Source organism: Falsiroseomonas sp. E2-1-a4 (assembly GCF_051433165.1).
Classification (GTDB): domain Bacteria; phylum Pseudomonadota; class Alphaproteobacteria; order Acetobacterales; family Acetobacteraceae; genus Falsiroseomonas.
Map to the genome: position 1 here is coordinate 13,549 of NZ_JBHMFS010000002.1, position 11,871 is coordinate 25,419.

General features: G+C 70.9%; 13 protein-coding genes and 2 tRNA genes. 12 read left to right on the forward strand and 3 right to left on the reverse strand.

Going from position 1 to position 11,871, the window contains the following annotated elements; genetic code table 11:
- Positions 1-6: 6 nt before the first annotated feature.
- From ACFHNC_RS02845 to prpB, 9 genes are read left to right on the forward strand one after another with little or no spacing between them, the layout of a single operon-like run.
- On the forward strand, positions 7-786 hold the full coding sequence (locus ACFHNC_RS02845; RefSeq protein WP_437167701.1) for an OmpH family outer membrane protein: 780 nt from the start codon (positions 7-9) through the stop codon (positions 784-786).
- Between the two features lie 3 nt (positions 787-789).
- The gene (gene lpxD / locus ACFHNC_RS02850) at positions 790-1,827 is read left to right on the forward strand and encodes a UDP-3-O-(3-hydroxymyristoyl)glucosamine N-acyltransferase (protein WP_437167702.1); all 1,038 of its coding nucleotides are present in this window, start codon (positions 790-792) and stop codon (positions 1,825-1,827) included.
- Positions 1,828-1,857: 30 nt separating this feature from the next.
- Positions 1,858-2,355, forward strand: coding sequence for a 3-hydroxyacyl-ACP dehydratase FabZ (gene fabZ / locus ACFHNC_RS02855; protein WP_437167703.1), 498 nt, complete (start codon positions 1,858-1,860; stop codon positions 2,353-2,355).
- Positions 2,352-3,209: an acyl-ACP--UDP-N-acetylglucosamine O-acyltransferase gene (lpxA, locus tag ACFHNC_RS02860; protein ID WP_437167704.1), complete on the forward strand. Its 858-nt coding sequence runs from the start codon at positions 2,352-2,354 to the stop codon at positions 3,207-3,209. The genes fabZ and lpxA overlap by 4 nt, the downstream gene beginning before the upstream one ends.
- Complete coding sequence (locus ACFHNC_RS02865) at positions 3,206-4,081, forward strand: LpxI family protein (RefSeq protein ID WP_437167705.1); 876 nt, start codon at positions 3,206-3,208, stop codon at positions 4,079-4,081. The genes lpxA and ACFHNC_RS02865 overlap by 4 nt, the downstream gene beginning before the upstream one ends.
- Positions 4,078-4,473, forward strand: coding sequence for a lactoylglutathione lyase (gene gloA / locus ACFHNC_RS02870; protein ID WP_437167706.1), 396 nt, complete (start codon positions 4,078-4,080; stop codon positions 4,471-4,473). Before ACFHNC_RS02865 ends, gloA begins: the two co-directional genes overlap by 4 nt.
- Positions 4,474-4,483: 10 nt before the next feature.
- Positions 4,484-5,881 carry a YcjX family protein gene (locus ACFHNC_RS02875; protein ID WP_437167707.1) on the forward strand — a complete coding sequence of 466 codons (1,398 nt, stop codon included), beginning with the start codon at positions 4,484-4,486 and terminating at the stop codon, positions 5,879-5,881.
- The gene (locus tag ACFHNC_RS02880) at positions 5,878-6,756 is read left to right on the forward strand and encodes a DUF697 domain-containing protein (protein ID WP_437167708.1); all 879 of its coding nucleotides are present in this window, start codon (positions 5,878-5,880) and stop codon (positions 6,754-6,756) included. Before ACFHNC_RS02875 ends, ACFHNC_RS02880 begins: the two co-directional genes overlap by 4 nt.
- Positions 6,757-6,794: 38 nt before the next feature.
- A complete protein-coding gene (prpB, locus tag ACFHNC_RS02885) occupies positions 6,795-7,712 on the forward strand; it encodes a methylisocitrate lyase (RefSeq protein WP_437167709.1) in 918 nt (305 codons plus the stop codon).
- Between the two features lie 40 nt (positions 7,713-7,752).
- Here prpB and ACFHNC_RS02890 read toward each other — a convergent pair whose 3' ends face one another.
- The 3 genes from ACFHNC_RS02890 to ACFHNC_RS02900 form a co-directional block, all read right to left on the reverse strand.
- Positions 7,753-8,433, reverse strand: coding sequence for an HAD hydrolase-like protein (locus tag ACFHNC_RS02890; protein WP_437167710.1), 681 nt, complete (start codon positions 8,431-8,433; stop codon positions 7,753-7,755).
- Positions 8,434-8,558: 125 nt separating this feature from the next.
- Positions 8,559-8,633, reverse strand: a tRNA-Asn gene (locus ACFHNC_RS02895).
- An 82-nt stretch (positions 8,634-8,715) separates the two neighbouring features.
- Positions 8,716-8,786, reverse strand: a tRNA-Cys gene (locus tag ACFHNC_RS02900).
- Positions 8,787-9,061: 275 nt separating this feature from the next.
- On the opposite strand from ACFHNC_RS02900, the gene ACFHNC_RS02905 reads away from it, so the two are divergent.
- The 3 genes from ACFHNC_RS02905 (at position 9,062) to ACFHNC_RS02915 (ending at position 11,855) form a co-directional block, all read left to right on the forward strand.
- On the forward strand, positions 9,062-9,793 hold the full coding sequence (locus ACFHNC_RS02905) for a protein-L-isoaspartate O-methyltransferase family protein (RefSeq protein WP_437167711.1): 732 nt from the start codon (positions 9,062-9,064) through the stop codon (positions 9,791-9,793).
- A 100-nt stretch (positions 9,794-9,893) separates the two neighbouring features.
- Complete coding sequence (locus ACFHNC_RS02910) at positions 9,894-11,279, forward strand: TolC family outer membrane protein (RefSeq protein WP_437167712.1); 1,386 nt, start codon at positions 9,894-9,896, stop codon at positions 11,277-11,279.
- 57 nt (positions 11,280-11,336) lie between these two features.
- Positions 11,337-11,855, forward strand: coding sequence for a DUF2497 domain-containing protein (locus ACFHNC_RS02915; protein WP_437167713.1), 519 nt, complete (start codon positions 11,337-11,339; stop codon positions 11,853-11,855).
- Positions 11,856-11,871: the final 16 nt, after the last annotated feature.

Below are 11,871 nucleotides of genomic sequence, written 5' to 3' on the forward strand. Positions count from 1 at the left end.
CGTCCCATGCGTCTGCGCCATCTTCTTGCGGCCTCGCTGTTGTTCGCGCCGCCCCTGCTGCTGACCCTGCCGGCCTCGGCGCAGCAGCAGGGCCAGCAGTGGTTCGTCCCGCCCGCGGGGCAGCCGCAGGGCCAGCAGCAGCGGCCGGCCCAGACGCAGCAGCGGCCGCCGGCCCAGCGCCCGGCGGCGCAGGCCCCGGCTGCCGGCCAGCGCCCGCCCGCGCCGGTCATCGCCATTGTCGATATCCCCGAGGTGCAGCGCCTGTCCGCCGCCTTCAACCAGGTGCGGGAGGAAATCGAGCGCCGCCGTGCCAAGCTGAACGAGGACCTGCAGGGCGAGCAGGGCCGCTGGCGCGAGGAACAACAATCCCTCGCCGCCGCCCGCGCCACCCTGGCACCGGAACAGCTTCGCGCGCGGGAGCGTGACCTTCAGGAACGCATCACCGACGCACAGCGCATCTTCCGCGACCGTTCGCGCGCCATCGACCAGGCGGCGCAGACCGGGCTGCAGCAGATCGAGCAGGCACTGGGCGCCGTGATCCGCCAGGTCGCCGCCTCCCGCGGGGTGAATATCGTGCTGCCGCGGCCGCTGGTGATCTTCAACGATGCCGCCTTCGACCTGACGGATGAGATCTCCGCGCAGATGAACCGCGTGCTGCGCAGCGTGAACATGCCGGCCGAGGGCGCCGCGCCCACGGAGGCACCGGCCGGTGGCGCCCCCGCCGCCAATGGCGCGCCGCCGCCGCCGCCACCGCCGGCCCCCGCGGCGCCCGCGCGACGGAACTGAGGCATGGCGGCGGATCCCCGCTTCTTCCCGGCGGGGTCCGCCCTGACCCTGGCCGAGGCCGCGACAGCGGCCGGGGGTGAACTGGTCGGCGGCGATCCTGCGCTGCGGATTACTGGCGTCGGGCCGCTGCAATCGGCCGGGGCCAGCGAGGTCAGCTTCCTCGACAACCGGCGCTACCTGCCGCTGCTGGCGGCAAGCCGCGCCGCCGCGGTGGTGCTGGCGCCGGAGCTGCTGCCCCGCCTGCCAGAAGGCCGCGTGGCGATCGTGACGAAGCAGGCCTATCTCGGCTTCGGCCGCATCGCGCGCGCGCTGCATCCCGCGCAAGTGGCTCGGCCGGGCATCCACCCGACCGCCGTGGTCGATGCCACCGCCACCATCGGCGCCGGGGTGGAGATCGGGCCCTATGCCGTGGTGGCGGCCGCTGCGGAGATTGGCGCGGATTGCATCATCGGTCCGCATGCCGTGGTCGGTGCCGGCGTGGTGCTGGGGCAGGGCTGCCGCATCGGCGCCCATGCCAGCCTCTCGCATTGCATCGCAGGCCGCTTTGTGGTGCTGCACCCCGGTGCGCGGGTGGGCCAGGAAGGCTTCGGCTTCGCGGTGACGCCGGAAGGGCGGTTCGAGACGATGCCCCAGCTCGGCCGCGTGCTGCTGGAGGATTTCGTGGAGATCGGCGCCAACGCCTGTGTCGACCGCGGCAGCCAGTCCGACACGGTGCTGGGGGCGGGGACGCGCCTCGACAATCTGGTGCAGATCGGCCACAACGTGAGCACCGGCAAGGGATGCGTGCTGGTGGCCCAGGTCGGAATCTCCGGCTCGACGCGCCTCGGCAACGGGGTGCAGATGGGCGGGCAGGCGGGCATCACCGGGCATCTCGAAATCGGCGACCGGGCGCAGGTTGCGGCCCAAGCCGGCGTCATGAACAATGTCGGGCCGGGCGAGGTTGTAGGCGGGTCACCCGCCTGGCCAATGCGTGAGACGCTGCGCGCCTATGCCACGCTGCGGAAATTGGCAGGCCGACCCACGGCCAAGCCGGCACCATAATTCGCCTGGGAGCGATCGGAAGACAGGATCATGGACGCGACCGCAGAGAATACGCCGGCCACCACGGCGGAAGGTCCCGAGGGGGCCGTTGGTGTCTACGACATCGCCCGCATCATGCAGGCCATTCCGCACCGCTTTCCCTTCCTGCTGGTGGACCGCGTGGTGGAGATGGTGCCGAATGTCTCGGCCGTCGGTATCAAGAACGTCTCGATCAACGAGAACTTCTTCCAGGGCCACTTCCCGCAGCACCCGGTCTTTCCGGGCGTTCTGATTATCGAGAGCATGGCGCAGACCGCGGCCGTGCTGGTGGTGGAAACCCTTGGCCCCAGTGCCCAGGGCAAGCTGGTCTATTTCATGACCGTCGACAGCGCCAAGTTCCGGAAGCCCGTGGTGCCGGGCGACCAGATGCGCGTGCATGTGCGGAAAGAAAAGCAGCGCGGCAACATCTGGAAGTTCACGGCCGAGGCCAAGGTGGACGGCAAGGTGGTGGCAGAGGCCAGCTACGCCGCCATGATCCTCGACAAGTGAGCGAAACCGTCCGCGTGGATTCCGACCTCATGCCCGCCTTCATCCACCCCGCCGCCCATGTCGCGGCTGGGGCCCAGATCGGCGCCGGCTGCCATATCGGCCCCGGCTGCGTGGTGGGGGCGGAGGCGGTGCTGGGGCAGGGCGTGGAGCTCATCGCCCATGTCGTGGTCGATGGCCGCGTGACGCTGGGCGATGGGGTGAAGGTCTATCCCTTCGCCACCATCGGCCTGCCGCCGCAGGATCTGAAGTACAAGGGCCAGCCCACCGGCGTGGCCATCGGCGCCCGCACCCAGATCCGCGAACACGTCACCATCCATCGCGGCAGCACCGGCGGCGATGGCATGACGCGGATCGGCGCCGACTGCCTGGTGATGTGCGTGGCCCATATCGGGCATGATTGCCGCATCGGCGACAACGTCATCCTGGTGAACAACGTGATGCTGGCCGGCCATGTGGAGATCGGCGATTTCGCCGTGGTCCAGGGCGGTGCCGCCATCCAGCAATTCGTCCGCATCGGCCGCATGGCCATGGTGGCGGGCATGTCCGGCGTGGAGCGCAACGTGCTGCCCTACAGCCGCGTGAAGGGCTTCCGCGCCAAGCATGCGGGCCTCAACACCATCGCCATGCGGCGCCGCCTCGGGCTCAGTAAGGACCAGGTGGTGACCGTGGCGCGCGCTGTGCATGATCTGTATCGCGGCGGCCGGCCGGATGACGCGGTCGACAGTGTCGCCGCCGCCTATCCGGGCAACGCCCTGGTGACGGAAATCCTGGCCTTCACCCGCAACCGCGGCCGCCACGGCCTGATCCCATTCGGCCGCTACGGCGATGAGGAGGAAGGCGCGGAGGGCGCGTGACCGCCGCGCCGCAACCGCTCGGGCTGATCGCGGGCGGCGGCGTCATGCCGCTGCGGGTGGCGGATGCGGCCCGCCGCGCCGGCCGTCCGGTCTTCGCCGTACTGGTTGAGGGTTTTGCCGATCCGCGCGAATGGACGGCCTGGCCGCATGAGGTGGCGCGGCTTGGCGCCGTCGGCCGCATGCTCGGCCTGCTGCGGCGGCAGGGCGTGCGGCAGCTGGTGCTGGCGGGGCGTGTCACCCGGCCCTCCATCCTGTCGCTGCGCCTGGATGGCGAGGGTTTGCGTCTGGCCGCCAAGGTCGGGCGCCGGGCGCTGTTTGGCGGCGATGACGCGCTGCTGACCGCCGTAATCACCGTGCTGCGCGATGAGGGGTTCGAGCCGCTCGGCGCCCAGCAGGTCTTTGCCGACCTTCTCATCGAGGCTGGCTGTCCCACGCGAGCCCAGCCGGATGCGGAGGCGCTGGAGGATATCCGCCGCGGCATCACCATCGCCCGCCAGCTCGGCGCCGCCGATGCCGGGCAGGGTTGCGTGGTGCAGCAGGGGCTGGTGCTGGCGCTGGAGGCGATCGAGGGCACCGACGCGATGCTCGCTCGCGCCGGCGAACTGCGCCGCGACGGCCCGGGCGGCGTATTGATAAAACTGGTGAAGCCGGCGCAGAGCAAGCTGGTGGACCTGCCCGCCATCGGCCCGGACACCATCCGCGCCGCCGCCGCCGCGGGTCTTCGCGGCATCGCCGTAGAGGCGCGGTGGAACGGCCATGTGGGCACCATCGTTCTCGACCGCGACACCACCATATCGGAGGCCAACGCGGCGGGGCTGTTCCTGCTGGCGATGGACGCCGAGACCATCCTCAAGGAAGGGACTACGCCATGAGCCAGGGCTCGCTGCTGCACACCATGATCCGCGTCGGCAACCTCGATCGCAGCGTGGATTTCTACACCAGGCTGCTCGGCATGAAGGAACTGCGCCGCAACGACGTGCCGGATGGCAAGTACACGCTGGTCTTCGTCGGCTATGCCGCGGAAGCGACCGGCGCCGCCGTGATCGAGCTGACCTACAACTACGGCACCGAGAGCTATGAGATGGGCACTGCCTTCGGCCACCTCGCGGTCGGTGTGCCGGACATCTATGCGGCCTGCGACAGGCTGCGCGCCGGAGGCGCCAAGATCACGCGTGAGCCCGGCCCGGTGAAGTTCGGCACCACGGTCATCGCCTTCGTCGAGGATCCGGACGGCTACAAGATCGAGCTGATCGAGCGGAAGTAGCCCCACAGGCATGGCGATCCTGACTCCGCTCGAGGATGCCCTCGCCGGCATGACCGATGCGGCGCGGGCGCTGGCTGGGCGGGAGAGGGTGCGGCTGGCCGTCACCGGCCTGTCGCGGGCCGGCAAGACCGTGTTCCTGACCTCTCTGGTGGCGAATCTGCTGGCGGCGGGCCAGGGGGTGAACACGCTGCCCGCCCTGGCGGCGGCCTCCGGCAACCGGTTGAAGGGCGCGCGGCTGGTGCCGCCGGGCATCGAATCGACACCGCGTTTCGACGCCGCCGCGCATCTGGAGGCGCTGGCCGCGGACCCGCCGCGCTGGCCGGAACGCACCGAGGACCTCTCCACCCTGGAAATCGCGCTGGACCTCGCGCCCGCCTCCTGGCTCGGCCAGGCGCGCGGCTGGGTGGGGGTGGAGCGGCGCGTTACACTGGAATTGCTGGACTATCCGGGCGAATGGCTGCTCGACTTGCCGATGCTGGACCAGTCCTATGATGACTGGTCGCGGGAGACGCTGGCCCGGCTGCGCCAGGGCCGGCGCGCCGCGGCGGCCGCCGACTTCCTCGATTTCGTCGATGCCCTGCCGCCCGGCGCGCGGGCTGACGAGGCGCTGGCCCGCCAAGGTTTTCGCCTGTATCGCGCGGCGCTGCTGCGTTGCCGGGATGACCTCGGCTTCCGCTTCCTGCAACCCGGCCGCGCGCTGAACCCCGGGCCGCGCGGGGAGGCGCCGCTGCTGTGGTTCTTCCCGCTGCCCGGCGGCAGCCAGGGCGATCTCGGCCGCCTGCTGGCACGCCGCCACGCCGCCTATCTGGCTGACCAGCGCAGCGCCTTCTTCGAGCCCTTCTTCCGCCGCTTCCGCCGCCAGGCGGTGCTGGTGGATGCGCTGGGCTCGCTCCATGCCGGCGAGGAAGCCTTCGATGACACCGCCGCCGCGCTATCGGCCATCGCGACCGCGCTGCGGCGCGGCGGCGGCTGGCTGAACCTGCTGACCGGGCAGGGCGTGCAGCATGTGGGCTTCGCCGCCACCAAGGCGGATCACGTGCCGGAGGCGCAACGCAAGGCGCTGGTTGGCCTGCTGGGCGATCTGGTGGGGCGGGACACGGCCGGGGCAGGGGGCGCCACCACCTCCGTCCACGCCATCGCCGCGCTGCGCTGCACGCAGGATGACACGGCCCGCGTTGATGGGCGTAACGTGCAGGCGGTGCGCGGCGTGCTGCTCGATGGTGGTCGCAGCGCGCGGATCTATCCGGGGGAGGTGCCGGACCGCCGCCCGGATCACGCCTTCTGGCGCAGCGGCGAATTCCGCATGCCGGTGTTCCGCCCGCCGCGCCTGACCGGTGACGGGCTGGCCGGCATGCCCCATCTGGGGCTGGACCGGATGCTGGCATCCCTGATCGGAGACCTGCTGTGAGCGACGCCCCGCGCGGCCCCCGCATCCTCACCGAGGACTCCGCCGCCCCGGCGCAGCCTCTCGATTTCGGCTGGGATCTGTCGGTGGCGCCGGTGGCAATGCCGCCACCACGGCGTGGGCGCTGGTCCGCGGTGGGGCTGGCGGCCGCCGGCATCGGCGTGCTGCTGCTGGGCCTGTCGGCGATCGATGTCGGAGGCTATGTCGCGGACCAGTTCACCCGTGCATCCTGGCTCGGCTGGCTCACGCTCGGCGTTGCGGTGGCGGGCTACGGGTTGATCGCCGCCGCGTTCCTCCGCGAATTGCGTGGCCTGGCCGGGCTTGGCACGGTGGAACGCGGTCGGGCGGCCGTGGCACGCGGGGATTTCGTCGCCAGCCGGGCGGCCCTGCTGGATTGGGCGGCGCGGGTGCCGCAGGCGCAGGCGATGCTGCCCGCACTCCGCAAGGCACCGGATCTGCCAACCCTGCTGGCGTTGCTGGAGGCCGGGCCGCTGGCGGCGCTGGACCGCGCTGCCGTCTCCGCCGGCCGCGCTGCCGCGCTGCAATCCCTCGCGGCCACCGCCATCGTGCCATCCCCCGCGCTGGACGGGCTGTTCATCGCCTGGCGCGGCCTGCGCCTGGTGCGGGAAGTCGCGGTGATCCACGGCCTGCGCCCCGGCCTGCTCGGCACCATGAAGCTGCTGCGACGAACGCTGTTCGAGGCGGGCGCGGTGGCGGCGGCCGATGTCGCGATCAATGCGGCGGTAACGGCGGTGACCACCAACCCGCTGGTCGCCTCCGTGGTCGGGGACGCGGCGACGGGGGCGGTGGCCGCGCGGCGCATTCTGCTGCTGTCCCGCGCCACGGCACGCGCCTGCCGCATCGTCACGCCGCGCTGAGCATGCAGTAATACCCAGACCAGACGGAGAGCCTCGCCATGCCCTATGTGATCGCCGACGACCTGCCCGACGCCCCGGCGGGCCAGCGCTTCCGCGCGCTGCTCGACCGTCCGCAGATTCTGCAGATGCCGGGCGCGCATCTCGGCATCGCGGCGCTGCTGGCGAAGCAGGCGGGGTTCGAATCGCTCTACATGTCCGGCGCCGCCATGTCCGCCACCATGGGCCTGCCCGATCTCGGCATGATCACGGTGGATGACGTGGCCTTCCACATCCGCCAGGTCTCCCGCGCCTCCGGCCTGCCGATCCTGGTGGATGGCGATACCGGCTATGGCGAGGCGCTGAACGTCATGCACATGGTCCGCAGCTTCGAGGAAGCGGGCGCGGCCGCGGTGCATCTGGAAGACCAGTTGCTGCCGAAGAAATGCGGCCATCTGAACGACAAGAAGCTGGCCGATGCGCGGGACATGGCGGCCAAGGTCGCCGCCGCCCGCAAGGCGCGGAAGCACCTGTACATCATCGCCCGCACCGATGCCGTGGCGAGCGAGGGCATGGATGCCGCCGTGGCGCGGGCGCAGATGTATCTGGACGCAGGCGCCGATGCGATCTTCCCGGAAGCCCTGGTCACGCACGACATGTTCGCCGAGTTCGCCCGCCGGATGCCGGGCGTGAAGCTGCTGGCGAACATGACGGAGTTCGGCCGCACGCCCTTCTTCACGGCGCAGGAGTTCCAGGACCTGGGCTACGCCATGGTGATCTGGCCGGTCAGCCATCTGCGTGTCGCCGCCAAGGCGATGGAGGAGCTCTACGCCGCGATCAACCGCGATGGCGGCACGATGAAGATGCTGGACCGCATGCAGACCCGCGCGCAGCTCTACGCCACCATCGGCTACCACGAATATGAGGCGCTGGATTCCAGCCTGGTGGCGACGGTGATCCCGGAGGGGATGCCGCAATAGGGTTGCAACCACATCGCTTGGATCGTGACCGATCCAAGTCTCAGGCGCCGAAGAAGGCCTGGATCTCCGCCATGCTGGCGAACAGGATATCCGGCTCCGCCGCAGCCAGCGCGGAGGGCAGGGCATAGCCCCAGGCCACCGCGCCGGCGACCAGGCCGGCGCTGCGGGCCGCGGCGATGTCGCGCAGCTCGTCGCCGATGGCGATCGCCTCGCCCGGCAACCGCCCGGTGCGCCGCAGCACCTGGCGGAAGCGGGAGGCCTTGCCGAACAGCGTGGCATCGCAGGCCCAATGCCCGATCTGCGCCGCGGCCTCCGCGCCCAGGGCGCGGCGCGCATTCACTTCGGAGTTGGAGGAGACCAGCGCCAGCGTCACCCCGGCCTCCCGCAGCCGTGCCAGCATGGCGGCGGCGCCGGGAAACAGTGGCGGTGGCGGGGCGGCGGCGGCCAGGCCCTTGATATGGGAGGCGATGCGCGGAAGCTTCCACAGTGGGACACCGAGCGCGCGCATGATGCTGCGCGCATCCCGGTCGCGCAGCGATTCCGCCTCCGTCGTGTCGATCCGGCGGAAGCCAAAATGCCGCGCCGCCTGATCCAACGCTTCGAACATCACGTCGCGGCTATCAGCCAGCGTGCCGTCGAGGTCGAAAAGGGCAAGGCGCGGCACACTGTGCCGACGGACCGGCGCGGGGCGGATGGTGTGGGAATCGATCGCGCTGTCCACCCGCTCCGTCTGTCCTGTCCGAAATGTAATCAAGGACTAATGGCCTGCCACACCGCCTACGGCAAGCGAATTTGGCAGAGCCGGTAGAACATGTAGAGCGACCACGTCGCGCGACGATTGGAAGTTGGCTCCGGCGGTAGGATTCGAACCTACGACCAACGGATTAACAGTCCGCTGCGCTACCGCTGCGCCACGCCGGATCAGCCAATGCGGGGCCTATAGCAAGCACCCGATCCCCGGTAAACCCGCCCTTTGCCGATTGGCGACGGGAGGGGGTAGGAAAGGCCGCGGCCGGAATCGAACCGGCATATACGGATTTGCAGTCCGCTGCATCACCACTCTGCCACGCGGCCCCATGCGTGGCGAGCCACACAGGAAGCGGCGCCTCTATCCGGCAGGGCGGCCCGGCGGTCAAGAGTCTCGGGTGTCTGCGGTGCATGTGAAGACTTCGGCAATCCGTTGCGCGGATGCTGCGCCGCGGAAGTGCTGCTTGGCCGCGGGGCGACCCGGACGTATAAGCGGCGCGTTAGACAGGGCGCCGCTTCGGGCGGCCACAGACAGTGCGCCGCTTCAAAGCGGCCATAGACAATTGCGCCGCTTCAAAGCGGCGACGGACAAGGCGGCGACGATGGACCTGGATCACGCGGAAACGCGCGCCATGGCAGATGCCGGGCACCGCATGGGGGCAGATGCCGGGCACGGCATGGCAGCGGCGCGCCGCTTCATGGTGGACGGCCAGTTGCGGCCGAACAAGGTGACGGACCCGCGGCTGCTGGCCGCGATGGGCGACCTGCCGCGCGAACGCTTCCTGCCGCCCGGCCTTTCCGCCCGCGCCTATGCGGATGAGGATGTGTGTCTGCCGGGCGCCCGCGCCTTGATGCAGCCGATGGTGATCGCCCGGCTGCTGCAATTACTGCGGATTCGCGATGGCGACCGGATGCTGCTGCTCGGCGCCGGCACCGGCTACGCGGCCGCCGTGGCGGCATCCTGTGGCGCGCGGGTGGTTGCGGTCGAATCGGATGCGGCGCTGTTTGCCATCGCCCGCCAGGCGCTGGACGGGCTGCTGCCGGCCGGGGCGGTGACGCTGCTGCCGACGGACCCAGCCGCGGGCCATGCCGCCGGGGCGCCCTATGACGTTATTCTGATCGAGGGCGAAGTGCCCGCGGTGCCGGATGCCATCGCCGCCCAGCTTGCCGAAGGTGGCCGCCTGGCCACGGTTCTGGCGGCGCCGGATCGCGGCGCATCCTCTCGCGCCGTATGGGGCGTGCGCCATGCCGGCAGCTTCAGCGTGACGGATGCCTTCGATTGCGCCACGCTACCCTTGCCCGCCTTCCAGCCCGCCCCGGCTTTCGTCTTCTGATGCGCGGCCCCCGTCGCGGCGGGGGCGAATGGTGCGGAAGATCTGGCCGCAGGTGAATTGAAGACCCGCCCCACTTGCGGGCCGTAGGAGCCGCAGTCCGATGATGTTCTCCCGTCCCACCCTCGCGCTCGCGGCGCTACTGGCCGCCCCGCCGGCGCTGATCGCGCCCGCCGCGGCACAGTCGCTGCAGGATGCACTGGCGCTTACCTATGCCAACAACCCCACCCTGCAGGCCGCCCGCGCCCAGCTTCGCGCGGTGGATGAAAACGTGCCGCAGGCGCTGTCCGGCTGGCGCCCCACCGTGCAGGTGGGCGGCAGCCTCGGCACGGCGACGGGCCGCAGCACCAACACCGCGACCGGCAGCCGCGCCAATCTGGACCGCAACCCGGCCACGCTCCAGGCCACCGTCACCCAGCCCCTGTATCGCGGCGGCCGCACCATCGCCTCCACCCGCCGCGCGGAAAACCAGGTTCTGGCGCAGCGCGCCAGGCTGCTGGCCACCGAGCAGCAGGTCCTGTCGGATACGGTGAACGCCTATGTCGCCGTGATCCGGGACCAGGAGGAAGTGCGCCTCAACATCAACAATGAGCAGGTGCTGACCCGCCAGCTCCAGGCCACCAACGAACGCTTCCGGGTGGGGGAGATCACCCGCACGGACGTGGCGCAGGCGGAAAGCCGGCTGGCCGGCACCCGCGCCGCCCGCGCCGATTCGGAGGGGCGCCTGCAGCAATCTCGCGCCAGCTTCACCCGACTGGTCGGCCAGCCGCCGCAGCGCCTGGTGGCGCCGCAGCCGCTGCGCGTGCCGCTGGCCACGGCGGCGGAGGCCGGGACGCTGGCCGGGCTGAACAACCCCAATGTGGTCGCCGCCCTGTTCGATGAGGCGGCGGCGCGGGATCTGGTGGATGTGAACTTCTCCGCCCTGCTGCCGCAGGTCAGCCTGAATGGCAGCACCTTCCGCAACGACAACAACACGGCCGCCGACAGCCGCATCACCGGCAGCCAGGTGACCGCGAACCTGACCGTGCCGCTGTACCAGGGCGGCGCGGAATATGCGCAGGTCCGCCAGGCGCGGCAGACGGCGCAGCAGGCGCGCCAGTTGGTCGATGACCAGCGCCGGCAGGCCACGCAGCAGGCCACCTCGGCATGGGAGACGCTGACCGCCGCCCGCGCGCAGGTGGACAGTGTGCGGGCGCAGATCCGTGCAGCCGAGATCGCGCTCGATGGCGTGCAGCGCGAGGCCGTCGTCGGCAGCCGCACCACGCTCGACGTGCTGAACGCGGAGCAGGAATTGCTCAACGCCCGAGTGAGCCTGGTGCGCGCGCTGGCCAATGTCATCACCGCCTCGCACAGCCTGGCGGCCTCGGTCGGGCGGCTGACGGCGCGGGACCTCAGCCTGCCGGTGCAGATCTATGACATGGAGGCCTATTACAACGCGGTGCGGACCCGCTGGGCCGGCTTCGGCGATTACGCCGCGCAGGGGCGCTGAGGGATGAGCGGCGCGGGGCAGCCCGGCCGTCCGCCGGGCGGTGGCTCGGATCCGGCGATGGACGATATCCTCGCCTCGATCCGTCGCATCCTGAACGAGGATGAGGCGCAGGAGGCACAAGGCAACAAAGCGGAGCCGGAGCCGCTGGATTTGACGGAGGCGATGCTGGTCGCCGCCCTGCCGGCGCCCGACCCGGAGCCGGAGCCGGAGTATGAACCGGAACCGGAGCCAGAACCGCCGCCGCGCGCCGCGGCACCGCCGGAGCCCAGCCCGCAACCCGCGACGCGGCCGGATGCCGACCCGGAGATGACGGTGGCCAACGTGATGTCGGCCGCCGAAGGGCTGATCGCGCCCGCCGTCGCCGCCGCGACCACCGCGACGCTCGCCACCCTGCTCCGCAGCGTGGCGGCCGAGCGCAGCGCCACCGTCAGCCGGGCAGGCCCCTCGATCGAGGATGTGGTGCGGGAGGAAATCCGCCCGCTCCTGAAGGCCTGGCTGGACCAGCACCTGCCGCCGCTGGTGGAACGCCTGGTGCGGGTGGAGATCGAGCGGGTGATCGGGCGCGCAGCGCCCTGATCTTCCGCGGCCGGGC

Excerpts from the sequence above, each read along its gene's own strand:
- ACFHNC_RS02845 (WP_437167701.1), top strand. The coding sequence starts at position 7 with ATGCGTCTGCGCCATCTTCTTGCGGCCTCGCTGTTGTTCGCGCCGCCC.
- lpxD (WP_437167702.1), top strand. The coding sequence starts at position 790 with ATGGCGGCGGATCCCCGCTTCTTCCCGGCGGGGTCCGCCCTGACCCTG.
- fabZ (WP_437167703.1), top strand. The coding sequence starts at position 1,858 with ATGGACGCGACCGCAGAGAATACGCCGGCCACCACGGCGGAAGGTCCC.
- gloA (WP_437167706.1), top strand. The coding sequence starts at position 4,078 with ATGAGCCAGGGCTCGCTGCTGCACACCATGATCCGCGTCGGCAACCTC.
- ACFHNC_RS02875 (WP_437167707.1), top strand. The coding sequence starts at position 4,484 with ATGGCGATCCTGACTCCGCTCGAGGATGCCCTCGCCGGCATGACCGAT.
- prpB (WP_437167709.1), top strand. The coding sequence starts at position 6,795 with ATGCCCTATGTGATCGCCGACGACCTGCCCGACGCCCCGGCGGGCCAG.
- ACFHNC_RS02905 (WP_437167711.1), top strand. The coding sequence starts at position 9,062 with ATGGACCTGGATCACGCGGAAACGCGCGCCATGGCAGATGCCGGGCAC.
- ACFHNC_RS02910 (WP_437167712.1), top strand. The coding sequence starts at position 9,894 with ATGATGTTCTCCCGTCCCACCCTCGCGCTCGCGGCGCTACTGGCCGCC.
- ACFHNC_RS02915 (WP_437167713.1), top strand. The coding sequence starts at position 11,337 with ATGGACGATATCCTCGCCTCGATCCGTCGCATCCTGAACGAGGATGAG.